This is a genomic window from Streptomyces sp. CB02009, from assembly GCF_001905825.1.
In the GTDB taxonomy this organism is placed as follows: domain Bacteria; phylum Actinomycetota; class Actinomycetes; order Streptomycetales; family Streptomycetaceae; genus Streptomyces.
In genome coordinates this window covers 887976-913813 of record NZ_LIVV01000002.1, presented here as the reverse complement: position 1 = coordinate 913813, position 25838 = coordinate 887976, and the positions used below count along the sequence as shown (strand labels likewise).

Below are 25838 nucleotides of genomic sequence, written 5' to 3'. Positions count from 1 at the left end.
CCGCGGCCGGGTCAGCCCTTGAAGACGTCCTTGATCTTCTCCTTGGCCTGCCGGGCGTTCCCCTTCGCCTTCTCGGCACGCCCCTCGGCGGTCATGCGCTCGTTGCCCAGCACACGGCCGACCATCTCCTTGAGCCTGCCCTTGACCTGCTCGGCCTTGGCCCGGCCCTTCTCCTTGTCCGACACGACCGATCACTCCCCGGAAACGGGAACAAACGCTACATAGGGGTTCTGGCCGACCTGGCGCACGGCAAACCTGGCACTCCATGTCATCCCTCGGCGGCCTCGGTGCCCTCGACGGCTTCGATGCCTGCGACGGCCTCGACGCCGTCGCTCCCGCCGGGGAGGGCGAACGGACTGTCACCGAGCCGGGCCAGCAGATCGGCCGGATCGCGGTACACGGCGGCGGCACCGGCCTCTTCCAGGTCGGCCCTCGGGATACCGCCGCAGAGCAGGCCCACGGCGGTCACACCGGCGCGGGTCGCCGCCCGCATGTCCCACACGGTGTCGCCGACGAACACGGCCCGCTCGGGTGGCACCCCCGCGCGTCGAAGGGCGTGCCGGACGGGTTCCGGTGCGGGCTTGCCCTGCTCGACGTCATCGGACGTGCCGGCTTCGGCGATGGCGTCGTCGGCGCCGATGGCTCTGCGCAGGGCCGAGAGTTCCCGGTCCTTCGCCGACGTGACGAGCACGACCAGCCAGCCGCTGCCGGCGAGGGTGCGCAGCAGGTCGGCGGCCGAGGGCAGGGCGGGCAGGCGGTCGAACCAGGTGGCGTACAGGGTGTCGTGCGCGGCGCTCAGGCGGTCGTCCCGGGTGCGGTCGCGGTCGTCTCCCAGGAGGTGGTCGAGCAGGTCCTCGCCGGGCAGCCCGATAGCCCGGTGGACGGAGTGCGCCGGCACCCGGTGCCCGGCCTGGCGCAGCGCCTCGGACCAGGCGACCACGTGTGGGTAGTTGGTGTCGGTGAGGGTCCCGTCGATGTCGAAGAGCGCGGCGCGGTCCATGGTTTCGGTCTTCCTCCTCACAGCGGCGCGGGGCGGAGCGGGCGTGCCTGCTCCTTGCCACGGAAGGGCGACAGGCTCGCGAGAGTGCCGTCACGGCGACCGACCGCGTCCGCAGCCCACCGAAGCGCGAACCCTCCGTCGGTCTACCTCTCGGGATCCAGGGAGTCGCGGACGCCCTTGGCCCGCTCGCTGACCGCCTTGCCCGCTTCCCTGACCTTTGCCTTCACCTGGTCCGTCTTGCCTTCCGTCTCCAGGCGCTTGTCGCCGGCGGCCTTTCCGGCGGCTTCCTTCCTCTTGCCCTTCGCCTTCTCCGTACCCTTGCCTGTCATGATGCGGCCGCCCCTTTCATATGGATTGGTTCCACGGGTCACGCTAGTCATGCAGCGGGAATCCCGCCCGTCGGCGATCGCACGACCCAAGAAGCACGTTCGGCCGTCCTCACGGAGCCGACCGCACGAGAGGTCACGAGGTGTTCAGAACGCGTTGTGCCGGCGCAGCCGGAGCGGCCGTCCGTCCGGATCGACCAGAACGTGGTGCAGGGGAGTCGCCAGCGCCCGCCGCACCGCGGACAGGTCCGGGGGCGTGTAGCGGCGCAGGCGGCCCGCCGGGCGCGGACCACCGCGGCCGGTCGCGTGCCAGGCGTCGAGTGCCGCGGCGGCCGCCTCGAAGGCACGGAACGCGCTCGCCGGGTCGCACAGCGCGTCCGGCTCCGCCGCCGCCCGCCGCCCCGGGTCCTCCCCCACGTCCAGGTGCTCACGCATCAGCCCCAGGCGCAGCTCCCGGGCGAAGACCCGCGCTCCGTCCCCGAGCCCTCCGGGATCGCGGGGGCGCCGCTGGTCCAGGCTGCCGTCGACGACCGCGCAGCTGAGCTCGGAGTCGTGGGTCCACGAGCGGAGGTTGATGTTGTCGGAGCCCACGGAGGCCCATACGTCGTCGATCACGCAGACCTTGGCATGGACGTACACGGGGGTCCCCGCATGGTTCTCCAGGCCGTAGACCGCGACCCGGTCGCCGCCGGCCCGGCGCAGCTCGTCGAGTGCCGTGATCCGCCCGATCAGGTTCATGGGCAGGGTGAGTCTGCCGTCCTGCTCCGGGACCGTGGGGATGACGCCGATCATCAGCAGTCCGGGGTTCCTGGCCAGTGCCTGGGCGAAGGAGCGCACCACCCTCGGGGACCACAGGTACTGGTCCTCGACGTAGATCAGGGCCCGGGCCCGTCGCAGTGCCTTGAGGTACCCCCGTGCGATGCTCCGTTCTCCGTCGGGTGCGAAGGGATACCCGTGCAGCAGCCGGTTCGGGTACGTACGGAGCAGCTGCACGGTGTGCGTGCCGCACGGAGCGGGATCGGGGTTCTGCGGCGGCAGTCCGTCCGCGTCGGCGTCCTCCCGGTGCATCAGCGCGCGCAGGCGCGTGGCCGGGCTGCGACTGAGCGGAGCGGGGTCCTGCCACCGCTCGCGGAACACCGCCTCGACGTCGCCGACGACCGGGCCGCGAAGGGCGAGCTGCACGTCGTGCCACGGCGGGTGCGGACCGTAGGCGGAGGCCAGGGGCAGGGACTGGCGGTCGCCGGAGTGGGTGGCGTCGTCGTTCCGGTTGTGGCAGAGGTCGATCCCTCCGACGTAGGCGACATCCAGTTCCGGCCGGCCGGGGTGGCGCAGCAGCACCATCTTCTGGTGGTGCGAGCCTCCGGGCCGCACCCGCATGTCGAGCAGGCACTCACCGCCCGCCTCCTCGATCTCCGCGCCGAGGCGGCGGTTCTCCTGCTGGCTGAACCGGAGGCCGTCCACGTGGGAGCGCCACAGCAGCCCCTTCACGACGACGTGGCGTTCGGCCGCCTCACGCAGGACGGTGCCGATCTCGGTGCCCGGACCGGCGAGCCGCTCGTCGCGATCGCCGCGCCAGTCGGTGAACAGGAGGAGGTCGCCGGGGCGCAGGGCACGGACGACCTCCAGCAGCTCCGCGAAGTACGTGGAGCCGTGCACCAGCGCCTGGGCGCGATTCGCCTCGGACCAGGCCTTCCCGTCCTGGCGGCGCGCGTCCAGGCGTGTCGCGGAGTTCCCGCGTTCGCCGGCTGCCAGAAGCCACTCCGTGCGCGTCACGTCGTCGGACCTCCAAGGCCCCTCCAGGGCCCTCCCGCCACCGGTCGCGGTGGCGGGTCCCTGCCACCACCAGTACCGGTGGCGGCGGACGGGGTGCCGCTTCGCGTCCGGCTCTGCCGGGCCTCGCCGGTACCACCCTCACCTTCAGACTGCCACTCCCCGGCGGCTCGCGACATCACGGCGTGTCGAGGAGTCGTCCTCCCCCGGCGTCTCGTGGACGTCCTCGGAGACCTCGCCGGAGTCCTCCTCACCGACCTCAGAGTCCTCGTCAGGCCCCTTGTTCATCGCGATGACCTCCTCAAGGGGCGAACGCCTCGCCTGTCTCGCCGGACCTCGTCCGGGTGGACGTAGGGCAGGACCTAGGATGCCGGGGTTCGGACGTGCGGGACATCGGGGGTACGTGGCATGAGCGGTTACGGCAGTGGCGGGTACGGCGACGGGGCGGCCAGCGGGGGCGGCGGCGTGCACCTGCCGCAGGGACACCCCTACGCTCCTCCCGCGCCCCCGCGGGGACACCCGAACTCCCCGCCCGCGCCCCCGCAGGGACAGCCGTACGCGCAGGCCGGGCCTCCCCCGGGGTACCCGTACACGCAGTCCGGCCCTCCCACGGCCTATCCGTACCCCCGGTCCGGCCCGCCGCCGGGTTACCCGTACCCGCCGGTCCACGGCCCCGTCCCGCCTCCGCGGGCGGAGCCCTCGCGGGCCCGGAACATCCTGCGGGGCCTCTACAACCCGCTGTACGCCGCCCAGCGGGCCTTCCGTCCCTCGCGCCCCGGGATCGTCCACGACCCGGAGGTCCGCAGGCTCCAGCTGTGGCGGACGGGGCTGGGGCTCCTCGCCTGGGTGGGTCTGACGGTCACGTACAACGCCGTCGCGAGCGCCGACGGCGTCCAGGGAGTGGCGGGAGAACGGCTCGACCAGAGCTGGTCCAGTGTGCTGGTCCTCGTCTGCACCTTCCCCGTGGTGGTCGGCGCCTTCGTGGCGGCCGCACGGGGCGGCCTGCGCCGGATGTACCTGCGCCGGACCCTGCGCCCCCTCGGTTCGGTCCTGGCCGTCATGGGGTCCATGGGCACCTCCGCCCTCGCCATGGCCCCGGAGTTGGCGGGCTTCCGGGACGCCGTGGGGCTGCCCGGGAGGGTCGCCCTCATCGTGCTGGTCCTGTGGTCGATCGGCTTCGCGCTCTACGGCATCGGGCTGTCACTGGTGCACGTGTTCCGCACCGCCGACATCCACGAGGTGCTGCCGCCGATCCTCGCCGGTGTCCTGGTGTGGGAGATGGCCCTCCTCGATGTCGTCACCGGGTCCTACGACCAGGTGCCGACCGGTGCCCGGGTGGCCTTCGTCCTCGGTGCCCCCCTCACGGTGACGGCCCTGTCCTGGTGGGAGCTGTACCGGCTGCGGCGCGACCACGGCCTCACGCTCCGCACGGCACTGGGACGCTGACCCGCTGTCGCCGGAGGCAGCGGGTCCGGGGGCAGCGGGTCCGGGGGCCGCAGGCCCCGGGACCAGCAGCGCTCACCCCTCCGCGTCGAGACGGCTGCGGCAGGCGGCGGCGACGGCTTCGGCGATGCCGGGCATGTCGGGCCGCCAGGTGGGGTTGCAGTTCACCTCGCACACGGTGAACGAGCCGTCGGCCTCGAAGAGGAGGTCGACGCCGGCGACGCCGAGGCCGATGGCGTCCGCCGCCTCGACGGCCAGCGCCTCCGCGTCCGGATACCGGCCGGTGCAGACGGTGTGGGTGCCGCCCTGCGCCAGGTTGGAGACGAGGCGGTCGTCATCGGCCGTGCGCACGGCGGCGGCCACGGCCCGGCGGTCGACCACGACGACGCGCAGGTCCCGGCCGTGGGAGTGGGCCACGTACCGCTGCAGGAGGTAGGGGTGCCGGTCGTCCAGACTGCCCGCCACTGCGCGCAGCCCCGTGTCGTCGGGGGCGAGGAAGACCCTTCGGCCGCGGTGGCCGCGCACCGCTTTCACCACGCAGGGCTGCGGTGCGCCGGCGTCGAGTACGTGCTCAAGGGGCGCGTCGGTGTGGGTGCGGGTGTCGGGCACGGGGATGCCCGCGGCGGCGAGCTGCTGGAGCTGCCAGAACTTGTTCACCGCCGCGAGGACCGCCTCCGCGGGGTTGATCAGTCGGGTGCCCATGGCGGCCAGGTGCCGGAGCAGGGTGATCTCCCGGTCGGTCGACAGCCGCGGCGTCGACAGGCGGGCGTACGCCACGGCGGGCGCGGCGACGGGTCGTCCGCCGGTGTCGGCGAGGGTGAGCAGCCCGCCTTCCACCCCGAGCACGAGCCGGCTGCTGTGGACCACCGCGGCCCGGTGCCCGAGTTCCGCGGCGAAGGCGGCCATCAGCGAGGACGTAACCGGGCCCGGACCTCTGCCGGGGCCGCCCTGACCGCCCCTCCTGAGCCCGGGGCACAGGAGCAGCCAGGCGCATGCTGCGTTCGCTGACGACATGCCGGTCCCTTCGTCCACGGGTGCCCTCTGCCGGTCCCGACCGATCATAGGGCGGGCGTCCGCCGGAAGGCGTGCGCCGTGGTCCTGGCGAGGCATACCAGCCAACAGGCCGTGAAGTAAGGTTACTTGTGGGTACGGAGTCTTGTCAGCCGCCCGTTGTTCTCGCGAACATACTGCGGCACGGCCCCCGCCCGTCACCCATCGAAGGCCTTCATGAAGAAGTCACTGCTGGGAGTCGCGCTCGCCGCGGTCCTCATCGCCGCCGGGTCTCCGGCCGGCGCCGCACCCGCCCGCGCGCATGCGCCCGCACCCGCACCGACACCCGCGTCCTCGTCCGTCTCGTCCGTCTCGCCCGCCGGCTCCCTGCTCGCCGAGAGCTGGCAGCCCCCGCTCAGCACCCGCGGCCGGTACGTCGTGGACGCCCGCGGAGCCCGCTTCAAGCTCAAGTCCGTGAACTGGCACGGCGCCCAGGGCTCGTACAACGGCAGCGGAGACGTGAACGACCCTGCCAGCCACCACGACGCCGAGAAGTCCGACCAGGTCCCCCTGGGCCTCGACCGCGTCCCGCTCGCGAGCATCCTCGCCGACTTCCACCGGCTCGGCGCCAACAGCATCCGTCTGCCGTTCTCCAACGAGATGCTGCACGACCAGCGCCCGGTGCCGGACGCCGCCGTCGCGGCCAATCCGGCCCTCCGGGGCAGGACCCCGCTCCAGGTCTTCGACGCGGTGATCGCCGCGACCACCGCCGAGGGGTTCGCGATCGTCCTCAACAACCACACCAACACCTCCCGTTGGTGCTGCGGCCTGGACGGCAACGAGCGCTGGAACACCAGCCAGTCCACCGCGCAGTGGGAGGCCGACTGGCTGTTCCTCGCCAAGCGCTACAAGAGCGACAAGCGGGTCGTCGGCGCCGACCTCTACAACGAGGTCCGCCGCACGGTCATGGACGACGCCAACTGGGGCTGGGGCAACGACCACGACTGGTGGGCCGCCTCCCAACGGGTCGGCGACCGGCTGCTCACCGAGGCCAACCCCGACCTGCTGGTCGTCGTCGAAGGCATCAACTGGCAGGGCATCCCCACCGATATCACCCCGCACGGGCGGCCCACCCTGGAACCGGTCCGCGAGCTGTCCCACACCCTGGTCGCCTCGGACAAGCTCGTCTACTCGGCCCACTTCTACGGCTACACCGGCCCCCGGCACACCGGCGCGACCGGCACCGGCGAGACCAGCGACTGGCGCTACCAGGAACTCCCCCGCGACGAGCTGTTCCAGACCCTGCGGCGACAGGCCCTCTTCGTCGCCGACGACACCCGGCGCCACTACACCGCGCCCGTCTGGATCAGCGAGTTCGGCATCGGCGCCGACGAGACGAACCCGCAGGGCAGGACGTGGTTCGCGAACTTCGTCGACTACCTCATCACGCAGGACGTCGACTTCGCCTACTGGCCGGCGGTCGGCTTCACCGGCCACGGACGCTGGAAGCTGCTGGACTACGACCTCCAGGGCCGGCGCTCCGGCGTCCTCGACGGCGACGACTGGCGCACCCCGCACTGGCAGCGGCTCGTCGACGCGACCGGCAGGTCCGGCGCCGTACCCGTCACCGATTCCTGGGACATGCTCACCACGGACCACACCGACTTCGTCCAGTCGCTCCGCGCCCGCGCGAAGGGCGACTGGGACCACGGCGCCCGCAAGGCGGCCTGCCCCGACGGCCAGCGGATCGTCGGGCTCTCCCACGACAGCGGACGGGGTCTGTGCACCGACACCGGAGCCCGCGGACTCGCCTCCCCCGTCGGCGCGTTGACCGTCGTGACAGACGAACGGCACGTCACCGACGGGGACTGGGCCGGCGGCTACACCAAGTTCCAGTGCCCCGCGCAGCAGTTCATGGTCGGCTACAGCCTCCGGGGCAAGGCCGTGTCCGCCGTGCTGTGCGCCGAGGCCGCCCGGGCCCTGCCGAAGACCGGCCGCACCCTCTGGTTCGACCGCGGCGACAACCGTCCCACCGGAGCGCCCGGCGGCGAGTTCGCCCTCGGCGCCTACAAGGGCCAGTGCGGCAGCGACGAGTACGCCGCCGGGGTCGCCCACAGCGGCGCCTGGGCGCGGGGCAACAAGCCCGCCGCCCTCCTCTGCCGAACCCTCTGAGCGCCGGCCGGCCGCCGTCCGGACCCCACGGACGGCGGCACGGTGCCGGCGGGCATCGGACGCAGCCGTCCGCGGCGTCCGCCGGCATCGGCGGCCCTGCCGGGGCCGCCGCCCGTGCTCCGGCTCGGCGCGGCCCCGATGTTTGACGACCTCGACGGCGGTGAGGCGTACGGGACGACCGCGTCCGACTCATTCACTGGGGAGCACATGGAGACCGTAGTTCGCCTGGCGATTTCCGTCGGCGGCTCGGCACTTGCCGCCTTCGTCCTCTGTCGCGCGGCGGACGTGCTGGCACGGTTCGCCGACGCGCGGCACCCGGAGACCCCGCTGTGGGGGCTGCTGCGCCGCTGCCGCACGCCGCTGTACGTCGTCGTACTGACCGCCCTGCTCAGATGGACCTACCCGGTGGCGGCACCCGCGGAGGGGCCGCTCGCGGAGCACGGGGAGGTGGTGAGCCGCGTCCTGCTGCTGAGCCTGATCGGCGGCGGCGCCTGGCTGACGGTGCGCATGGTCGCGGCCGTCGTCGAGTCCTCGTACGCGCGGTACGCAGGCCGTTCGCGCGACGCCGCCCGGCTCCGCCGGGTCCGCACCCAGGTCACCCTGATCATGCGGGTGGTGACCGTAGCCGTCGGGGTGATCGCCGCGGCCGCGGCCCTCGTCACCTTCCCCTCCTTCCGCACCCTCGGAACGTCCCTGCTCGCGTCGGCCGGCATCATCGGCATCGTGGCCGGCGTGGCGGCCCAGTCGACGCTGAGCAACCTCTTCGCCGGGTTCCAGATCGCGTTCGGCGACATGGTCCGCATCGGTGACACCGTCGTCGTGGACGGCGAATGGGGTGTGGTGGAGGAGGTGACCCTCACCTTCCTCACGGTCCGGACCTGGGACGAGCGCCGGGTCACGCTCCCCGTCTCGTACTTCACCTCGCGGCCGTTCGAGAACTGGTCGCGCGGCGGCGCGGAGATGACGGGGGCGGTGTTCCTGCACTGCGACCACACGACACCGGTCGCGCTCGCGCGGGCGCACCTCGAGAAGTTCCTCACCACGTGCGACACCTGGGACGGGCGCGGCTGGGACCTCGCCGTCACCGACACCTCGCCGACCGGCATCACGGTACGGGCGATCGTGACCGCCAAGGACCCCGACGACCTGTGGACGACCCGCTGCGCCGTACGGGAGGAACTCGTCGGCTGGCTGGCCCGCGAGCATCCGGGCGCCCTCCCGAAGGTCGTCACCGCTCCCGCGGCCGATGTCTTCGAGGAGGCGGGGGCCGACCGGTAGCGGGAGGCGCGTCCGGAGCCTCCGCGAGGCTCCCACCGCCGAACGACAGGGCGCCCACCCGACCGGTGCGGTCGGGTGGGCGCCCTGTCGTTCCCCGGGCGGCTCCTGCTCCCGTGGCGCGGTGCGGCGCCGGGGGTTCGACGGCGTGGCCCCGGCGCCCGCGAACCTGACGGATTCCGGGAGCTCCGGCCGTCCCGACGCTGCCGTTCGCGTCAACATCAGGCTGATTCCATTCGAAAACGTTCGTACAGCACGGGTGTCGCAAGATGCTGTTCACATGGGCGCATTACCCTTCGTTGACCCAACCTTGGGCTTGCGTTGGTGAATTCTGATGACGGTGTGACCAGAGGAAGGAGCGTTCCTGCTGATGTCAGTCCGCGCCTCCGCGGTCGTGCGCGCCGCCCTCCTTCTCGTCCTCGCCCTCGTCTGCGGCACGTTCGTGCTGCCCACCCCCGCCGGCCCCTCGCTCCAGCCCGCACAGCCCCGCGTCCAGCAGGCCGCGCCGGCCGCCGCGTACGAGTCCGCGCACGCGGGGGACGGCGAGGCCGACGCCCCCAGGGGCTCGGTCCTCCACCGCGACCGGCGGCGGGCCGGCGCCGCGGCCGCCGGTCCTCCCGGCCCGCCGCCGGTCCTCACCCGCACCGCTCCGTTCACGGACCCGCCGGCCGGCCGGACCGGCGGCGCGGACAGTCGGCCGAGACCGTTCGCCGCCCACGACTCCTCCACCCTCCAGGTGTTCCTCTGCTGACAGGCGGCACCACCCCTGCGCCGACCTGTCAGCCCGACGCGCCCCAGCGGCGCGCCAGGAGGAAAACTTCATGCAGCCCCTCATCGACCACGCCCGCCGATTCGGACAGCGCCCTGAGGAGTTCGCCCCGCACGCCGCGGGCCAGTCCCCGGCCGTGCTGTTCGTCACCTGCTCCGACTCCAGGGTCGTCCCCGCCCTGATCACCGGTGCCCGACCGGGCCAGCTCTTCGAACTGCGCACGGCCGGCGGCATCGTGCCCCCCTACGGCCCCGGCAGCCCCAGCGGGGAGGCCGCCACCATCGAGTACGCCGTCGAGGTCCTCGGCGTCGAGGACGTCGTCGTCTGCGGCCACTCCCACTGCGGTGCGGTGGGCGCCCTCGTCCGGGGCGAGGACCTGAGCGCCGTGCCCGCCGTACGGGACTGGCTCGCCCACGCGGCGCCCGACGGAGCCCCGGGCCGCCCCGACGACCCGGCCGTCACCGACGCCGTCCACGGCCATGTCCTCGCCCAACTGCTGCGCCTGCGCTCCTATCCGTGCGTCGGACGGAAGCTCGCGGACGGCGGTCTCCGCCTGCACGGCTGGTACTACGAGGTGCACACCGGCGCCGTCCTCGAGTACCGCCCCGGGTCCGACGCCTTCGAGGCGCTGTGACCGGGGACGTCCGGACGCCGCGCTCCTTCCCGTTCCTGCGGCGGGACTTCGCCGCGTCCCTCGTCGTCTTCCTCGTCGCCCTCCCGCTCTGCATCGGCGTCGCCGTCGCCTCCGGCGTCCCCGCCGAACTGGGTCTCATCACCGGCATCGTCGGCGGCATCGTCACCGGTCTGATGCGGGGCAGCAGCCTCCAGGTCTCCGGCCCGGCCGCCGGTCTCACCGTGCTCGTCCTCGAGGCGGTCCGCACCTTCGGCCTCCCCGCGCTCGGAGTCATCGTCCTCGCGGCCGGCCTGCTGCAGATCGCCATGGGCCTGCTCCGCTGGGGCCGCTGGTTCCGCGCGATCTCCCTCTCCGTCGTCGAGGGCATGCTCGCGGGCATCGGCCTGGTCATCATCGCCGGGCAGCTCTACGCGGCGGCGGGAATCCCCGCCCCCGACTCCGGAATCGCCAAGCTCACCGGCCTGCCGGGCGCCCTCGTCGACGCCCTGGGGAGCCGGACGGCCCTGGTGTCGCTCGCCATCGGGGTCGGCACCGTCGTCCTCGTCGTCGGCTGGCGGCGGATGCCGCGCCGGGCCCGAGCGGTGCCCGGCGCCCTCGTGGCGGTCCTCCTGGCAGCCCTCGCGACCGCGCTGTTCGACCTCCCGGTGGAGACCGTGCGGGTGAGCGGGGTCCTGGAGGCCGTCCACCTGCCGGGCTCCGAAGCCCTCTCGTCCCTCGCCGACCCGGCCCTCCTCGGCACGGTCCTGGCGTTCGCCCTGATCGCCTCCGCCGAGTCGCTGTTCAGCGCGGCGGCGGTCGACCGGCTGCACTCGGGTACGCGCACGGACTACGACAGGGAACTCGTCGCACAGGGAGCGGGCAACACCCTCTGCGGTCTGCTCGGCGCCCTGCCGCTCACCGCGGTCATCGTGCGCAGCTCGGCCAATGTCGAGGCGGGCGCACGGACGAAGGCGTCCCGGGTCCTCCACGGGGTCTGGCTGCTGCTCTTCGTCGCCCTGCTGCCCGCCGTGCTCGCGTACATCCCGCTGGCGGCTCTGGCGGGGATCCTCGTGCACGCCGGCTGGAAGCTCATCCCGTTCAAGGGCGTCGTGACGCTCTGGCGCCGTCACCGGGGCGAGGCCCTCGTCCTCGTGGCGACGGCGACGGCCATCGTCGCGGTGGGCATGTTCGAGGGTGTCGTGATCGGCCTCGCCCTCTCGGTCGCGAAGGCCGCCTGGGAGGCGTCGCACCTCAGGATCGAGCACAGTGACGACGGGCGCGGCGCGATCCGCGTCCGGCTCCAGGGGACCATCACCTTTCTGCGGCTGCCGCAGATACTCGACAGCCTGGAGGCCCTGCCCGGCGACCGCCGGGTGGTCCTGGACCTCACCGGGGTCCACCACCTCGACCACGCCTGCCGGGCGGCACTCGAGACCTGGGCCGAACGCCACGGCGGCGCGGACGCCGAGGCCGTCCGCGCCGACACCTCCCCGGGCCGCCACGACGACTCGGCCGCGGGCTCGGTGAGCACCCCTCGCTGAGGGCCGGACGGGCACGGGGGCGGCGCTTCGCGCGTCGCCCCCGTGCGCGGACGTGCAGGTGGAACCCGCTCCCGTCGTCTGCGGAGGCCCTCCGGGGCGCGAGCCGTCACAATGAGACGCGGGTGCGGTCGAGGAAACGTCCAACCTCCGATCCGCCTCCGCGTGGTACCGAGGAGGTCGCCATGAGTCACTCCACGGACGACCGGCGCGTGCTCGCCGAGATCGAGCGGCGCCTCGCACACGACGATCCCGAGCTCGTCGCGCTCTTCGTCACGCTGGTCCAGCAGTTCCCGCCCGCACCGGAGGAGCCCCGCCCGGCGGCGCGTCCGGAGCGGAGGAGACGCCTCCGCCGCAAGCCGGCCGTGATCGTCTTCCTGCTGATCGCGGTGCTCGGCCTGATCCTCACCGCGGTCCTGAGCGCCCCGCCGTCCCCGTCGCCCGGCGAGGACGCACCCTCGGGCACCCACTCCGGGTCCGTCCTGGATCCTCCGGGCCGGTGACCGCGCGTGCCGGATCGAGGCCGTGATCGATCGACGGCACCACGTGCCGCCCCGGTGCGCTCGACGCCGCCGGAGGGCCGGGGGCGGGGGTGACCTCACGCCCTGAGCCCGGTGCGACGTCACACCCTGAGCCCGGTGCGACGTCCCACGTGGCGGCGGGCGGATGATCCCCGTGGTGGGGGCGGGGGCGGGGTAAGCACCGGCGGGTCCCTAGGGTGAGGCCCATGTCTGCCCCCTTGAGTCCCGTGAAAGCCGCCGCCGCCCTGCGTACGGCGGCTCGCGTGTCCGCCGAGTCCTTGTTGGTCCTGCTGATGGCCGGGGTGGCCCTGTGGGTCCTGGGCCGGATGTGGCCGGTCATCTGGCCCCTGGTCGTCGGGCTGATCCTCACGACCCTGACCTGGCCGCCGGCCCGCTTCCTCCGCCGGCACGGCTGGCCGCCCGCCCTGGCGGCGGCGGTCGTCACGGTGTCGTTCGTCCTGGCCGTCGTCGGCATCGTCGCGCTCATCTCGGTGCCGGTCGCCTCCCAGTCCGGGGAACTCTCCGACGGTGTGGTCGAAGGAATCCAGCGCCTGCGCGAGTGGGCCGCCGGGCCGCCGCTCAACATCGGCGACGACGAGATCTCCGGCGCTCTCGACTCGGCGATGGCCCGCCTCCAGGACAGCGTGGGCAGCATGGTCACCGCGATCGCGACCGGCGTGGGCACGGTGTTCAACGGGGTGGTCACGGCCTTCCTCGCCCTCTTCCTGATGTTCTTCTTCCTCAAGGACGGCCCCCGGTTCCTCCCGTGGCTCACCCGCCAGCTCCCCGGGCGGCTCGCCGTCGACGTCCCGGTCGTGGCGGAGCGGAGCTGGAACACGCTGGGGGCGTTCGTGCGCAGCCAGGCCTTCGTCGGGCTCATCGACGCCGTGCTCATCGGCATCGGCCTGTGGTTCCTCGACGTGCCCCTGGTGCTGCCGCTCGCCGTCCTGACCTTCGTCACCGCGTTCGTACCGATCGTGGGCGCCCTGTTCGCCGGCCTGGTCGCGGTGCTCATCGCGCTCGTGTCGAACGGGGTCACCGACGCGCTGATCGTGCTGGCGATCATCGTCGTGGTCCAGCAGTTGGAGGGGAACGTGTTCCAGCCCATGATCCAGAGTCGCGGACTCGGCCTGCACGCGGCCGTCGTCCTGCTCGCCGTCACGCTCGGCGGGAGCCTGGCCGGCATCGTGGGCAGCCTGCTCGCCGTCCCGGTCGCCGCGCTCATCGCGGTCTTCTGGAACTACCTGCGGGAGCAGCTCGGCGACGAGAGGCCCGAGCGGGACCCGGACGAGGCGGACAGCCCCGTCCCCGTCGTGTCCTGAGCCGACGGCCGACCCGGCGGCCGGAGGGGGTCCCTCGGCGGTCGCGCCCCGGAGAGGAGTCACTAACGGTCGGGACATGGACGCGACACGCGGCGGAAACGGGCCGTCCCTAATTTCTGTCAACCGACAGGAACTCGCAGGACCTCACTCCGCGACAGGGGACCGCCATGACCGTGACCACCGATCCCACTCCCCCGGCTCCTCCCCCGGCCGGCGCGCGGGGCGAAGGCCCGCCCGGCGGATCGCCCGACGCCTCGCTCGCCTCGTTCGGCTATCCGCAGGAGCTGCGCCGCAGGATGGGGCGGTACGCGTCCTTCGCCGCCGGGTTCTCCTTCATCTCCGTACTGACCACCGTGTTCCAGTTCTTCTCCCTCGGCTACTCCTTCGGCGGGCCGGTCTTCTTCTGGACCTGGCCCGCCGTCCTCGCCGGCCAACTCCTGGTCGCCGCCTGCTTCGCCGAACTGGCAGCCCGGATGCCCATCTCAGGGGCGATCTACCAGTGGGCGAGCAGGCTCGGCAGCCCGTCCTTCGGCTGGTACGCGGGCTGGATCATGGTGACCGGGCGGATCGTGGTCGTGGCGGCCGCCGCCCTCGCGCTCCAGGTGGTGCTGCCGGCCGTCTGGCCCGGCTTCCAGGTCGTCGGCGGCGACCCGTCGCCCACGACGACCAGCGGCGCCGCGAACGCGGCCCTCCTCGGACTGGTCCTGCTCGGGCTCACCACCCTGCTCAACGTCCTCGACAACCGGGCGCTGTCGGCCGTCAACACGGTCGGCGTCACCGCCGAGATCGTCGGCGTCGGACTCATCGTCACCCTCCTGGCCACCCACGCGGAGCGCGATCCCGGCATCACCCTGCACACCGGCGGCCACGGCGGTCCGATCGCGGCGCTCCTCGTGGGCTCGTTCACCGCCGCGTACGTCCTCATCGGCTTCGAGAGCGCCAGCGAGATGAGCGAGGAGACCGTCAACCCCCGGCGCACCGCCCCCCGTACGACGCTCAGCGCCCTCACCACCTCCGGCGTCTGCGGCGGGCTGCTGCTGCTCGTCGGGCTGCTCGCCGCGCCCAGCCTCACCGACGGACGGCTCGCGACCGAGGGACTGGGGTACGTGCTCACCAGCACCCTGGGCGACGGTCTCGGCCGGGTGCTCCTGGCCGACGTGGCCCTGGCCGTCTGCGCGGCGACCCTGGCCATCCAGACCTCGGCGACCCGGATGCTCTACTCGATGGCGCGCGACGGTGTCCTGCCGTTCTCGGCGCGACTGGCGCGGGTGCCCCGGCGGACCGGGATGCCCGGCACGGCCGCCGTCGTGGTCGGGGTCTGCTCGGGACTCCTGCTCCTGCTCAACCTCGCCTCGCCGCAGGCGATCCTGGCCATCGGCACCACGTGCATCGCGATGGTGTACCTGGCGTACGCGATGGTCACGGGTCCGATGCTGGTCCGCCGTCTGAGGGGCGAGTGGCCGCCGCCGGCCGACGACGCACGGGACGAGCTCGGCCGACCGCTGTTCTCGCTCGGCCGCTGGGGGCTCCCCGTCAACGCGCTCGCCGTCGTGTACGGGATGTTCATGACGGTCAACCTGTCCTGGCCGCGCGCCGAGGTGTACGACCCGGAGGGCGGCCACTGGTACTTCCGGTGGTTCACCGTCCTGGTCCTCGGCGCCACGGTCGCGACGGGAGCGGCGTACCGCCGGTACCGCCGCTAGGGGGTGTCTTGTCGATCATGCCGGGCTCGCCTGATCGGCAAGTCACCCCCTAGTTCTGTGCCGCGAGGAGCAGCTGCCCCTCGCGGCGCAGTCGTGCCAGGGACCGCTGCGGCACGCCCGCCACCCGCAGTGCCGCGTCGGCCGTCGCCACCGCCAGGGTGCGGGGGTCGCGGTCGGGTTCCGCCCGCCGGATGAGGATCACGCTCTCGGTGAGGCCGAAGAGCAGGTCCGCGCGGAGCGCCAGGTCGTCCTCGGCGAGCCCCGTCCCGGGTTCCGTGGCCGCCAGCAGCTCCGCGTAGCAGGACTTGAGCGCGGACCGGATCCGGTGGAAGTCGGCGAAGCGCTCCGTCCGCACCTCGGGCAGCAGGTAGAGCGCGCCGAGGTTGTGCGGGCCCGCGCACAGCAGTGCCGCGTCGGAGTGGCACAGCGCCCACAGCCGCGCCTCGGGGTTCTCCTCCGTACGGGAGACGAGGTCGCGTGCCACCTCCAACGAGGGCCGGACGGTGCCTTCGAGCAGCTCCGCGAGGATCGCTTCCTTGCCGTCGAAGTAGTGGTAGAGGGATGCCTGGCGCAGGCCGGCGCGCTCGGCGATCGTCCGGGTGGAGGTCGCCGTGTAGCCGTGGGCGGTGAACAACTCGGCTGCCGCCGCCAGGACTTCGTCGCGCGGTGCGAGACCTCCGGCGGGACGCTTCTGGACCCGCGGGCGGCCGACTCTTCTGCTGGTGGGCGTGCTCACTCCGCGATCCTCGCACAGGGTCGCGTGTCGTCTCGGAGCCGAGCTGCGGGGTGAGTTTCCGGTAACCGACGCGAAATCGGCGGGCAACGGCGGCGAAGCGCCCGCTGCCTAATTTCTGTCGAGCGACAGAAATGAGTCCAGCGACCTGGAGGCCCAGCCATGGCGACCCCGTCCGTGACAGCGACCGCGTCGGCGACAGCGACAGCGGCCCCGTCGTCGAAGCCGAAGCCGTCGTCGACATCGACGACGTATCGCGCGCGCGACCATGCCCGTGCCCAGGCGGGCACGGAGGTGGACGCCATGCCCGTGCTGCCCGCGAGCGGCTGCCCGGCGCCTCCCGAGGGCGTCGCCGCCGAGGACGTCGTCTGGGCGGAGACGGTGGCGGGCGGCAACTACACCCACAAGGTCCTCGCCCGCGGCACCGAGCTGCGGCTGACCGACCTCACCGGCGACGCCTGCGCCCATCTCCTCCTCCACTGCGCCGACCGCCCCTGGGAGCGGCTCAACACGGCCGACACCGTCAAGGTGTTCTGGAACGCGTACCTCGGCAAGGGGCACCTGCTGCTCTCCGACCAGGGGCGGGTGCTCGCCTCCGTCACCCGGGACACCTCCGGCCGGCACGACGCCCTCACCGGCACCTCCAGCCTCGCCCGCAACACCGCGCGGTACGGGGACGGGACCGCGCAGTCCGCCTCACCGGCGGGACGCGAGCTCTTCAAGCTCGCCGCGCTCAAGAACGGCCTGACCCCGCGCGACCTCCCCCCGTCCGTCTCCTTCTTCCAGGGCGTACGGATCGCGGAGGACGGCACGGCCGAGTTCACCGGCTCCGTCGGCCCGGGCGGGACCGTCACGCTCCGCGCCGAGCAGGACGTCACCGTCCTCCTCGCCAACGTCCCCCACCCGCTGGACCCGCGCCCCGCGTACACCTGCGGAAACCTCGGCGTCCTCGCCCACCGCGCCCGGCCCACCGCACCCGGCGACCCGCTGTGGGAGGCCACGCCCGAGGGCCGCCGGGCCTTCCTCAACACCGCCGACCACCTCACCGCCCGGGGGATCGCATGACCGCCACCGCCCGTCCCGGCCGTGTCGTCACCGACGACATCGTCCCCGCCCGCGCCGCCTGGTCCGCCGTCGTGCGCAAGGGACAGCTGCTGACCCTCACCGACCTGCACGGCAACCAGGCCGCGGACTTCCTCCTCTACGACGCCCACGACTCCTCCGTGCGCTACAGCGCCCCCGACACCGTCCAGGCGCAGGGCTCCGTCTTCCTCACCACCGGATCGGTGCTGATGTCGGACGAACACACCCCCCTGATGACCGTCGTCGAGGACACCTGCGGACGGCACGACACCCTCGGCGGCGCCTGTTCCAAGGAGTCGAACACCCTCCGCTACGGCCACCACACCTGGTCGCAGCACGCCTGTGTGGAGAACTTCCTCGCCGAGGGCGCCCGGCACGGCCTCGGGAAGCGCGATCTGGTCTCCAACATCAACTGGTTCATGAACGTGCCGGTCGAGCGGGACGGCACGCTCGGCATCGTCGACGGCATCTCCGCCCCGGGCCTGAAGGTCGTGCTCCGCGCCGAGACCGACGTCCTCGCGCTGCTGTCCAACTGCCCCCAGATCAACAACCCCTGCAACGGGTTCGAGCCGACCGCCGTGCGGATGACGATCGAGGACGACGAGGACGGAACCCGATGACGTTCGACACCCTGCTGGTGGCCAACCGTGGCGAGATCGCGGCCCGGATCATCCGCACCGCCCGGCAGCTCGGCCTGCGCACCGTCGCGGTCTACTCCGACCCCGACCGGGGCGCCGCACACGTCCGGCTGGCCGACGAGGCCGTCCGCCTCGGTCCGGCCCCGGCCAAGGAGTCCTACCTCGACGCCGGACTGGTCCTCGACGCGGCCAGGGCCACCGGCGCGGGCGCCGTCCACCCCGGCTACGGGTTCCTGTCCGAGGACGCCGGCTTCGCACGCCGCTGCGCCGACGCCGGAATCGTCTTCGTCGGTCCGACCCCGGAGCAGCTGGAGCTGTTCGGGGCCAAGCACACCGCGCGCGCCGCCGCACAAGCGGCCGGCGTGCCGCTCGCCCCCGGCACCGGGCTCCTCCCCGACGTCGGTGCGGCCCTCGCGGCGGCCGAGGAGATCGGCTACCCGGTGATGCTCAAGGCCACCGGCGGCGGTGGCGGCATCGGCATGCGGGCCTGTCGCGACGCGGCCGACCTCGCCGACGCCTGGGACCGCGTGCAGCGGGTGGCCGCCGCCTCCTTCTCCTCCGCCGGGGTCTTCCTGGAGCGCCTGGTCGAGCGCGCCCGCCACGTCGAGGTGCAGGTCTTCGGCGACGGTCTCGGCAAGGTCGTCATGTTCGGCGACCGCGACTGCTCGCTGCAGCGCCGCAACCAGAAGGTCCTGGAGGAGGCCCCGGCCCCCGGGCTGCCGGACCGGGTGCGCCGCGGACTCGCCGCCGCCGCCCGGGACCTGTGCGCCTCGGTGGACTACCGCTCCGCCGGCACGGTGGAGTTCGTGTACGACGCCGCCCGCGAGGAGGCGTACTTCCTGGAGGTCAACACCCGCCTCCAGGTCGAGCACCCGGTCACCGAGGAGATCTACGGAGTCGACCTCGTCGCCTGGATGCTGCGCCTGGCGCAGGGCGACACCGCGGTCGTCGCCGAGCCGCCCACGCCCTCCGGCCACGCCGTGGAGGCCCGTCTCTACGCGGAGGACCCGTCCCGCGGCCACCGTCCCAGCGCCGGCCTGCTGACCCGCGTCGCCTTCCCCGAGGGCGTCCGCGTGGACGGCTGGGTCGAGACCGGCACGGAGGTCACCGCCGCGTACGACCCGATGCTCGCCAAGGTCGTCGTCCACGGCGCCGACCGTGCCGACGCCCTCGACCGGCTGGACGCGGCGCTCGCCGCGACCCGTGTCGACGGCATCGAGACCAACCTGGGCCTCGTCCGCACCGCGCTCCGGGACGCCGGTGTCCGCACCGCCACCCACTCCACCGCCTCGCTCGCCGCCCTCGCCGACCCGACCCCGCGCATCGAGGTCGTCGCCCCCGGCACCCTGACCACCGTGCAGGACTGGCCGGGGCGCACCGGCTACTGGCAGGTCGGCGTGCCCCCGGGCGGTCCGATGGACGACCTGTCCTTCCGGCTCGGGAACACCGCGCTCGGGAACGACGAGGGCGCGCCGGGTCTGGAGTGCACCCTCCAGGGCCCCTCCCTGAGGTTCAGCCACCCGACGACCGTCTGTGTCACCGGCGCCCCCGCCCGGGTGACGGTCGACGGCAGCCGCGCACCCCAGTGGGAGCCGGTCACCGTCGAGGCCGGGCAGACCCTCGCCGTGGGTGCCCCCGACGGGCCGGGCCTGCGCACGTACGTGCTGGTCGCGGGCGGGCTCGACGTGCCGGAGTTCCTCGGCAGCGCGGCCACCTTCACTCTCGGCGGGTTCGGCGGGCACGGCGGCCGGGCGCTGCGCGCGGGCGACGTCCTGCACGGCGGGGAGGTGCGCGCGGAGACCTCCGTCACCGCCCTCGACGAGCGTCCCGCGTTCGGCACCGAGTGGCGGATCGGCGCGGTCGAAGGACCGCACGCCGCACCCGAGTTCTTCACCGAGGACGACATCCGCGCGTTCTACGCGGCGGACTGGAAGGTGCACTTCAACTCGGCGCGCACCGGCGTCCGCCTGGTCGGTCCCCGGCCTCGCTGGGCGCGGGCGGACGGCGGGGAGGCAGGTCTGCACCCGTCCAACATCCACGACACGCCGTACTCCGTCGGCGCCGTCGACTACACCGGCGACATGCCCGTCCTCCTCGGCCCCGACGGGCCCTCCCTCGGCGGCTTCGTCTGCCCGGCGACGGTCGTCACCGGGCAGCGCTGGAAGCTCGGTCAGCTCCGTCCCGGCGACACCGTGCGGTTCGTGCCCGTGACGGCGGAGGCGGCCGCGCTGCTGCGGAGGCGGCCCGCCGCCGCCCCGCGCGCCGACCGCGGCGCCGTCGTCGACGGCGGGATCCTCACCCGTCGGGCGGAGACCGCGGCCCGTCCGTCGGTCACCTACCGGCGGAGCGGCGACGACAACCTGCTCGTCGAGTACGGGCCGATGCAGCTCGACCTCGCCCTGCGCATGCGCGTCCACGCGCTCGCGGAGGCGCTGGCCGAGCGCGGGATCCCCGGTGTGGTCGACCTGACCCCGGGCATCCGCTCGCTCCAGATCCGGACGGACCCCGACGTCCTGCCGCAGCACGCGCTCCTCGACATCGTGCTGGGCGTGGAGGAGGAACTGCCCGCCACCGACGACCTGGTGGTGCCGAGCCGGATCGTGCACCTGCCGCTGTCCTGGGACGATCCGGCGACGCGCGAGGCCATCGCCCGCTATGTCGCGGGCGTGCGCGACGACGCCCCCTGGTGCCCGTCGAACATCGAGTTCATCCGGCGCGTCAACGGGCTGGAGACGGTCGACGACGTGTACCGGACCGTCTTCGACGCCGAGTACCTGGTGCTCGGCCTCGGCGACGTCTACCTGGGCGCGCCCGTCGCCACTCCCCTCGACCCGCGGCACCGCCTCGTCACGACCAAGTACAACCCGGCCCGCACCTGGACAGCCGAGAACTCGGTCGGCATCGGCGGCGCGTACCTGTGCGTCTACGGGATGGAGGGTCCCGGCGGCTACCAGTTCGTCGGCCGCACCACGCAGGTGTGGTCGGGCTGGCAGCAGCGCGGTGCCTTCGAGCCGGGCAGGCCCTGGCTGATGCGCTTCTTCGACCGGATCAGGTGGTACCCGGTCGGCGCCGTGGAGCTCCTGGAGCTGCGCGCCGACATCACCTCCGGCCGCTTCGTGCCGAGGACCGAGGAGGGCACGTTCTCCCTCGCCGCGTACCAGGACTTCCTCGCCGCGAACGCCGCGTCGATCGCCGCCTTCCGGGACCGTCAGAGCAAGGCGTTCGGCGCCGAGCGCGACGCCTGGGAGGCCGCAGGCGAGTTCGCGCGCGCCGAAGCTGCTTCCGAGGCCGCCGCGCCGGCCGCCGACGTCAAGGTGCCCGAGGGCGGCCGGCTGGTCGAGGCGGAGTTCACCGCCTGCGTCTGGCAGGTGAACGTCGAGGTCGGCGACCGGGTGTCGGCGGGTCGGCAGCTGGTCGCCCTGGAAGCGATGAAGATGGAGGCTCCGGTACCGGCCCCCGCCGACGGCATCGTCGTGGAGGTCCTGGTCAGGCCGGGCAGCCAGGTGGAGGCGGGGACCGCGCTCGTCGTCCTCGCCGCCGTGGAGACCGCGGAGGTGGGCGCATGAGCGGCGCGGTGGAGCGGGTGCGGGCGGCGTACGCCCGGATCGCGCAGGTGGACCGGCCCGAGGTGTGGATCGGTCTCCGGTCGCGGGAGGAGGCGGAGGCGGACGCCGCCGCGATCGACGCGCGCCGCGCCGCCGGGCAGCGGCCGCCGCTGGCCGGGACGGTGTTCGCGGTGAAGGGCAACATCGACGTGGCCGGGCTGCCGACCACCGCGGGCTGCCCCTCGTACGCCTACGAGCCGACGGCCGACGCCCCGGCGGTGGCGCGGCTGAGGGCGGCCGGCGCGGTGGTGCTGGGCACCACGAACCTCGACCAGTTCGCGACCGGCCTGGTCGGTACGCGCAGCCCGTACGGCGCGGTGCGCAACGCCGTCGACCCGTCGTACGTCGCGGGCGGGTCCTCGTCCGGCTCGGCGGTCGCGGTCGCCCTCGGCATCGTGGACCTGGCGCTCGGCACGGACACCGCGGGCTCGGGCCGGGTCCCGGCGGCCTTCAACGGCGTCGTCGGCCTCAAACCGACCCGCGGCCTGGTGCCGGCCGACGGCGTCGTGCCGGCCTGCGCGTCGCTGGACTGCGTGACGGTCTTCGCCCGGACGCTCCCGGAGGCCGAGCGGGCACTGGCCTTCATGGCCTCTCCCCCGGGGCGCGGGCTCCCCGCCCTGGAGCAGCGGCGTCCCGGCCCGTGGCGGATCGCGGTCCCCGGCCCGGGGCAGCTCGGCGAGCTGGACGAGGGGTGGGCCGAGGCGTTCGGGGCGGCGGCGGTCCGGCTGGCGGACGCGGGCGCCGAGCTCCTGCCCGTCGACCTGGCGCCGTTCACCGAGGCGGCCGCGCTGCTGTACGAGGGCGCGTTCGTCGCGGAGCGCTACAGCGCCGTCGGCGGCTTCGTCGACGTGCACGCGGGCTCGGCGGACCTCGACCCGACCGTGGCCGGGATCATCTCCGGGGCCCGCGCCGTCCCGGCCCACCGGCTCTTCACGGACCGGGAGAGGCTGGCCGCCCTGCGCACCAGGGCGCTGGCGTCGCTGGGGGACGCGGACGCGCTGCTCCTGCCGACGGCGCCGGGGCACCCGACGCTCGCGGAGGTGGCGGCCGACCCGCTGGGCGCGAACGCCCGGCTCGGCCGGTTCACCCACTCGACGAACCTGTTCGACCTCGCGGCGGTGGCCGTCCCGGCGGGCGAGGTGGGCGGGCTGCCGTTCGGCGTCATGCTGGTCGGCCGGGCGTTCACCGACGAGCGGCTCGCCCGCGTCGCGGGCCTGCTCACGGCCCCGCCGCTGCGGCTCGCCGTGGTCGGCGCGCACCTGTCGGGTCAGCCGCTCAACGGGCAACTGCTCTCCCTCGGCGGCCGCCTGGTCCGTACGACCGCCACCGCGCCCGCCTACCGGCTGTACGCCCTGGACACCGTCCCGCCCAAGCCGGGCCTGGTCCGGTCCCGTGACGGCGGTGCGCCGATCGAGGCCGAGGTGTGGGAGCTGCCCGCCGAGGGGCTCGGCGCGCTGCTCGCGGCGCTCCCCCGCCCGATGGCCCTCGGCACGGTGGAGCTCGCGGACGGGTCCTTCGTGACCGGCTTCCTCTGTGAGCCCGAGGCCCTCGACGGTGCCCGCGACATCACGGCGTACGGCGGCTGGCGTGCCGCCCTTCCCTCGCTCGGCCGCTCCGGGGCGCCGGGCGGGGGGCGTCCGTCCCGCGGCTGACCGCGGGGTGCGGGTCGTGCCTCCGGCGAACGGCGGGGCCCCGGATCCCTCTCGGGGATCCGGGGCCCTGACGGTGTGGCGTGGGGTGGGAAGGGGTGGGCTCAGGCGGAGTTCCGCGCGGCGACGGTTCGGCGGCGCATCCTCACCAGGACGCCTGCGGCGGCGCCGCCGAGGAGCAGCGCGCCGAGGGCGTACGGGCTGCCGCCGCCGTCCTCTTGCGGGCCGGCCGCCCATCCGAAGCCCGCTTCCACGGCGCCGTTGGGGCGGCCGGAGATCTGGTAGGTGACGGTCTGCTGGATGCGGGGCGGGCACTTGAGGGTCACGGTGTCCGTGCCGGAGGCGGCGTCCAGCGGGAGGGTGAACCGACCCACCAGGACGCCCTCACGGTCACCCGGCAGGAGGTGGAACTTCCCGCCCGCCACCGACTCGCCCTTGCCGTACGTCTCCGTGCCGCAGGCGGTGGTGCTGACGGTGACGGTCGTGCCGGGGGTCGCCCTCCCGGGATTGATCCGGACGTCGCCGCCGGGCGCCGCGACGGCGGAGGGTGCGGACAGGGCGAGGGCGCTCAGGACCAGGGCGAGCTGGGTGCCTGTACGTGCGAGACGCATGCTTCTTCTCTCCTTCGGCGGAGCCTTCCTGGCCGGCTGGGCCGCGCGGCGCCTGTGCTGTGCTCCGTGCACGAGAAGATCCCCGGCCGCTGATCACCGCAACGGGAGGATCGTGGCCGATGTCCCCCGGTCGGAGGCTTGATCATCCCGGCTGGTGATCATCACCGCAGGTCACGGCGGCCCGCGCGGCGCTCGGGATCGAATTGCGTCCTGCACGCGAACGGGTTAGGCACCCGTCCGCCGGCCCCGGACCGGCGGGCTGGCGATGGGCCGCGCCCGCTGTCGGGCGGGGAGTCCGGGGGCTCGGCCGTCGGAGTGACGCACCGGTCGACGTCCGGCCCCCGGGGCCTCCCCGCTGTACGGGCCCCCCACGGGACAAGGGTCAGTCCCTGCTCAGGATCGCCGTGAGGGCCTGCCGCAGCTCCGCTCCGGGGTCCGCCGACGCCCCTTCGGACCGCCAGGCGACGAACCCGTCGGGGCGGACGAGGACCGCGCCGTCGGCGGTGACGCCGTGGGCCTCCGCCCAGTCCGTGTCACTCGCCGGGGAGAGTTCCGCGTCGGGGCCGTCGCCGATCCGGTACGCGTCGAGCGGCACCGACAGCTGCTGCCCGACGTGTGCCGCCGCGGCGTGCCACCCGCCGGCGCCGTCCTCGGAGCTCAGGAGCACCAGGGACCGCTCGTACAGGTCGAGGGTGGAGATCCGGGTGCCGGCGCGGTGCAGCCACACGTGGGGTGCCCGGCTTCCGGGTTCGCCCGTCAGACGCAGTGCGTCGGCGACGACCGGCGCGGTCGGGTCGATGCCGAGGACGGCGCCCTGCGGATAGCGGTAGCCGATCACCTCGTTGAGGATGCCGCCCCGCTTCCCCTTCGGGCCGCCGGCTCCGGGGGCGGGGACGTACCCGGGGTGGCTGTGCTCGACCGACCGCGCCGCGGCGCGGGCGCTCGTCACCTCCGCGACCGGCCGGCGCTCCGCGTCGTAGGACGCGAGCAGGCCGGGGCCGGCCCAGCCGCCCAGGACGGCGGCGAGCTTCCAGGCGAGGTTGTGCCCGTCCTGGATACCGGTGTTGGAGCCGAACGCCCCGGTGGGCGGCATCTCGTGGGCGGAGTCGCCGACGAGGAACACCCGGCCGTCCGTGTACCGTTCGGCGATCCTCTCGGCCGCGTGCCAGGGAGCCCTGCCCGTGATCTCCACATCGAGGTCCGGCACGCCCACCGCCCGCCGGATGTGCTCCTTGCACCGCTCGTCGGTGAACTCCTCGAGCGTCTCGCCGTGTTCGGGGTGCCAGGGGGCGTGGAACACCCAGCGCTGCTGGTTGTCGACCGGCAGCAGGGCTCCGTCGGCCTCCGGGTTCGTCAGGTAGCAGACGATGAAGTGCCGGTCGCCGACGACGTCCGCGAGACCGCGGGAGAGGAAGGTGATGCTCACGTTGTGGAACAGGTCGCCCTGACCCCGCTGGCCGATGGCGAGCCGCTCGCGCACCGGGCTGCGCGGGCCGTCCGCCGCGACGAGGTAGTCCGCGCGGATGGTGGTGTGCTCACCGGTCTCGCGGCTCTTGACCTGTGCGGTCACCCCTTCGGCGTCCTGCTCGAAGGACATCAGTTCCGTCGAGAACCGCAGGTCTCCGCCCAGCTCGCCGGCGCGCTCGCGCAGCACGGGTTCGAGGTCGTTCTGGCTGCACAGGCACCAGCCGGAGGGGCTGAAGCGGGCGACTCCGCCGCCGGGGTCGATCTCCTTGAACAGCCATTCGCCGACATCGCCCACCAGGCTCGGCGCCTGCAGGATGCCGTTGTTGCGTGCCAGGACGGACGCGGCGTCCTGGATGGCCGACGCGATCCCGGAACCGCGGAACAGCTCCATCGTCCGCAGGTTGTTGCCGCGGCCGCGCGGATGGATCGAGGTGCCCGCGTGGCGCTCGACCAGGATGTGCGGCACTCCGAGACGCCCCAGGAACAGCGCGGTGGACAGGCCCACCAACGAGCCGCCGACGATGAGTACGGGCGTGCGGTGACCGGCTTCTTCGCCGGCCACGTCGAATCGGTTCATTGTTCGTCTCCGGCGTCACGTGCGACGCGGGTC

General features: G+C 73.7%; 22 protein-coding genes. 13 read left to right on the top strand and 9 right to left on the bottom strand.

The annotated features are described in order from the left end of the window. Positions 1 to 11: 11 nt before the first annotated feature. The 5 genes from AMK27_RS11160 to AMK27_RS42685 form a co-directional block, all read right to left on the bottom strand. Positions 12 to 185: a CsbD family protein gene (locus tag AMK27_RS11160; RefSeq protein ID WP_073905139.1), complete on the bottom strand. Its 174-nt coding sequence runs from the start codon at positions 183 to 185 to the stop codon at positions 12 to 14. Between the two features lie 83 nt (positions 186 to 268). Further along, the gene (locus AMK27_RS11155; RefSeq protein ID WP_079188345.1) at positions 269 to 1000 is read right to left on the bottom strand and encodes an HAD family hydrolase; all 732 of its coding nucleotides are present in this window, start codon (positions 998 to 1000) and stop codon (positions 269 to 271) included. 143 nt (positions 1001 to 1143) lie between these two features. Then, positions 1144 to 1329 (bottom strand): CsbD family protein, encoded by a 186-nt coding sequence (locus tag AMK27_RS11150; protein WP_073905137.1) that lies wholly within the window; start codon positions 1327 to 1329, stop codon positions 1144 to 1146. Between the two features lie 144 nt (positions 1330 to 1473). Next, positions 1474 to 3099 carry a phospholipase D family protein gene (locus AMK27_RS11145; RefSeq protein WP_073905135.1) on the bottom strand — a complete coding sequence of 542 codons (1626 nt, stop codon included), beginning with the start codon at positions 3097 to 3099 and terminating at the stop codon, positions 1474 to 1476. A gap of 144 nt (positions 3100 to 3243) precedes the next feature. Then, positions 3244 to 3384 (bottom strand): hypothetical protein, encoded by a 141-nt coding sequence (locus AMK27_RS42685; RefSeq protein ID WP_158076915.1) that lies wholly within the window; start codon positions 3382 to 3384, stop codon positions 3244 to 3246. Positions 3385 to 3504: 120 nt separating this feature from the next. Here AMK27_RS42685 and AMK27_RS11140 point away from each other — a divergent pair, with 120 nt between their 5' ends. Further along, entirely contained in the window at positions 3505 to 4542 is a 1038-nt protein-coding gene (locus AMK27_RS11140) for a hypothetical protein (protein WP_241847417.1), read from the top strand. A gap of 72 nt (positions 4543 to 4614) precedes the next feature. On the opposite strand, the gene AMK27_RS11135 is transcribed toward AMK27_RS11140, so the two are convergent. After that, positions 4615 to 5445 carry a RimK family alpha-L-glutamate ligase gene (locus tag AMK27_RS11135; RefSeq protein ID WP_073905133.1) on the bottom strand — a complete coding sequence of 277 codons (831 nt, stop codon included), beginning with the start codon at positions 5443 to 5445 and terminating at the stop codon, positions 4615 to 4617. Positions 5446 to 5766: 321 nt separating this feature from the next. Here AMK27_RS11135 and AMK27_RS11130 point away from each other — a divergent pair, with 321 nt between their 5' ends. The 8 genes from AMK27_RS11130 to AMK27_RS11095 all read left to right on the top strand — a co-directional run bounded on the left by AMK27_RS11130 (position 5767) and on the right by AMK27_RS11095 (position 15442). Further along, on the top strand, positions 5767 to 7701 hold the full coding sequence (locus AMK27_RS11130; RefSeq protein ID WP_073905131.1) for a glycoside hydrolase family 5 protein: 1935 nt from the start codon (positions 5767 to 5769) through the stop codon (positions 7699 to 7701). A 207-nt stretch (positions 7702 to 7908) separates the two neighbouring features. Next, complete coding sequence (locus AMK27_RS11125) at positions 7909 to 8979, top strand: mechanosensitive ion channel family protein (protein WP_073906015.1); 1071 nt, start codon at positions 7909 to 7911, stop codon at positions 8977 to 8979. A gap of 367 nt (positions 8980 to 9346) precedes the next feature. Next, positions 9347 to 9727, top strand: a complete 381-nt coding sequence (locus tag AMK27_RS11120) for a hypothetical protein (RefSeq protein WP_073905129.1) — start codon at positions 9347 to 9349, stop codon at positions 9725 to 9727. 70 nt (positions 9728 to 9797) lie between these two features. Further along, positions 9798 to 10379, top strand: a complete 582-nt coding sequence (locus AMK27_RS11115; protein ID WP_073905127.1) for a carbonic anhydrase — start codon at positions 9798 to 9800, stop codon at positions 10377 to 10379. Then, positions 10376 to 11899, top strand: a complete 1524-nt coding sequence (locus AMK27_RS11110; protein ID WP_073905126.1) for a SulP family inorganic anion transporter — start codon at positions 10376 to 10378, stop codon at positions 11897 to 11899. Before AMK27_RS11115 ends, AMK27_RS11110 begins: the two co-directional genes overlap by 4 nt. A gap of 182 nt (positions 11900 to 12081) precedes the next feature. Then, complete coding sequence (locus tag AMK27_RS11105) at positions 12082 to 12399, top strand: DUF3040 domain-containing protein (protein ID WP_073905124.1); 318 nt, start codon at positions 12082 to 12084, stop codon at positions 12397 to 12399. Between the two features lie 224 nt (positions 12400 to 12623). After that, positions 12624 to 13739 (top strand): AI-2E family transporter, encoded by a 1116-nt coding sequence (locus tag AMK27_RS11100; protein WP_073905122.1) that lies wholly within the window; start codon positions 12624 to 12626, stop codon positions 13737 to 13739. 167 nt (positions 13740 to 13906) lie between these two features. Next, complete coding sequence (locus AMK27_RS11095; RefSeq protein ID WP_073905120.1) at positions 13907 to 15442, top strand: amino acid permease; 1536 nt, start codon at positions 13907 to 13909, stop codon at positions 15440 to 15442. Between the two features lie 49 nt (positions 15443 to 15491). On the opposite strand, the gene AMK27_RS11090 is transcribed toward AMK27_RS11095, so the two are convergent. Next, the gene (locus AMK27_RS11090; protein ID WP_073905118.1) at positions 15492 to 16178 is read right to left on the bottom strand and encodes a TetR/AcrR family transcriptional regulator; all 687 of its coding nucleotides are present in this window, start codon (positions 16176 to 16178) and stop codon (positions 15492 to 15494) included. A gap of 300 nt (positions 16179 to 16478) precedes the next feature. On the opposite strand from AMK27_RS11090, the gene AMK27_RS11085 reads away from it, so the two are divergent. From AMK27_RS11085 to atzF, 4 genes are read left to right on the top strand one after another with little or no spacing between them, the layout of a single operon-like run. Further along, positions 16479 to 17240: an urea amidolyase associated protein UAAP1 gene (locus AMK27_RS11085; RefSeq protein WP_079188343.1), complete on the top strand. Its 762-nt coding sequence runs from the start codon at positions 16479 to 16481 to the stop codon at positions 17238 to 17240. Continuing rightward, positions 17237 to 17878 carry an urea amidolyase associated protein UAAP2 gene (locus AMK27_RS11080; protein WP_073905116.1) on the top strand — a complete coding sequence of 214 codons (642 nt, stop codon included), beginning with the start codon at positions 17237 to 17239 and terminating at the stop codon, positions 17876 to 17878. The genes AMK27_RS11085 and AMK27_RS11080 overlap by 4 nt, the downstream gene beginning before the upstream one ends. Further along, positions 17875 to 21462 carry an urea carboxylase gene (gene uca, locus AMK27_RS11075; RefSeq protein WP_073905115.1) on the top strand — a complete coding sequence of 1196 codons (3588 nt, stop codon included), beginning with the start codon at positions 17875 to 17877 and terminating at the stop codon, positions 21460 to 21462. Before AMK27_RS11080 ends, uca begins: the two co-directional genes overlap by 4 nt. Continuing rightward, the gene (gene atzF, locus AMK27_RS11070) at positions 21459 to 23153 is read left to right on the top strand and encodes an allophanate hydrolase (RefSeq protein WP_073905113.1); all 1695 of its coding nucleotides are present in this window, start codon (positions 21459 to 21461) and stop codon (positions 23151 to 23153) included. The genes uca and atzF overlap by 4 nt, the downstream gene beginning before the upstream one ends. Before the next feature lie 101 nt (positions 23154 to 23254). On the opposite strand, the gene AMK27_RS11065 is transcribed toward atzF, so the two are convergent. Then, positions 23255 to 23761, bottom strand: coding sequence for a sortase (locus AMK27_RS11065; protein ID WP_073905112.1), 507 nt, complete (start codon positions 23759 to 23761; stop codon positions 23255 to 23257). A gap of 382 nt (positions 23762 to 24143) precedes the next feature. After that, positions 24144 to 25805 (bottom strand): FAD-dependent oxidoreductase, encoded by a 1662-nt coding sequence (locus tag AMK27_RS11060; RefSeq protein ID WP_073905110.1) that lies wholly within the window; start codon positions 25803 to 25805, stop codon positions 24144 to 24146. Between the last annotated feature and the right edge of the window lie 33 nt (positions 25806 to 25838).

Coding starts and splice junctions, on each gene's coding strand:
- AMK27_RS11155 (WP_079188345.1), bottom strand. CDS start 1,000: ATGGACCGCGCCGCGCTCTTCGACATCGACGGGACCCTCACCGACACC.
- AMK27_RS11150 (WP_073905137.1), bottom strand. CDS start 1,329: ATGACAGGCAAGGGTACGGAGAAGGCGAAGGGCAAGAGGAAGGAAGCC.
- AMK27_RS42685 (WP_158076915.1), bottom strand. CDS start 3,384: ATGAACAAGGGGCCTGACGAGGACTCTGAGGTCGGTGAGGAGGACTCC.
- AMK27_RS11140 (WP_241847417.1), top strand. CDS start 3,505: ATGAGCGGTTACGGCAGTGGCGGGTACGGCGACGGGGCGGCCAGCGGG.
- AMK27_RS11135 (WP_073905133.1), bottom strand. CDS start 5,445: ATGGCCGCCTTCGCCGCGGAACTCGGGCACCGGGCCGCGGTGGTCCAC.
- AMK27_RS11130 (WP_073905131.1), top strand. CDS start 5,767: ATGAAGAAGTCACTGCTGGGAGTCGCGCTCGCCGCGGTCCTCATCGCC.
- AMK27_RS11125 (WP_073906015.1), top strand. CDS start 7,909: ATGGAGACCGTAGTTCGCCTGGCGATTTCCGTCGGCGGCTCGGCACTT.
- AMK27_RS11120 (WP_073905129.1), top strand. CDS start 9,347: ATGTCAGTCCGCGCCTCCGCGGTCGTGCGCGCCGCCCTCCTTCTCGTC.
- AMK27_RS11115 (WP_073905127.1), top strand. CDS start 9,798: ATGCAGCCCCTCATCGACCACGCCCGCCGATTCGGACAGCGCCCTGAG.
- AMK27_RS11105 (WP_073905124.1), top strand. CDS start 12,082: ATGAGTCACTCCACGGACGACCGGCGCGTGCTCGCCGAGATCGAGCGG.
- AMK27_RS11100 (WP_073905122.1), top strand. CDS start 12,624: ATGTCTGCCCCCTTGAGTCCCGTGAAAGCCGCCGCCGCCCTGCGTACG.
- AMK27_RS11095 (WP_073905120.1), top strand. CDS start 13,907: ATGACCGTGACCACCGATCCCACTCCCCCGGCTCCTCCCCCGGCCGGC.
- AMK27_RS11085 (WP_079188343.1), top strand. CDS start 16,479: ATGCCCGTGCTGCCCGCGAGCGGCTGCCCGGCGCCTCCCGAGGGCGTC.
- AMK27_RS11080 (WP_073905116.1), top strand. CDS start 17,237: ATGACCGCCACCGCCCGTCCCGGCCGTGTCGTCACCGACGACATCGTC.
- uca (WP_073905115.1), top strand. CDS start 17,875: ATGACGTTCGACACCCTGCTGGTGGCCAACCGTGGCGAGATCGCGGCC.
- atzF (WP_073905113.1), top strand. CDS start 21,459: ATGAGCGGCGCGGTGGAGCGGGTGCGGGCGGCGTACGCCCGGATCGCG.
- AMK27_RS11065 (WP_073905112.1), bottom strand. CDS start 23,761: ATGCGTCTCGCACGTACAGGCACCCAGCTCGCCCTGGTCCTGAGCGCC.
- AMK27_RS11060 (WP_073905110.1), bottom strand. CDS start 25,805: ATGAACCGATTCGACGTGGCCGGCGAAGAAGCCGGTCACCGCACGCCC.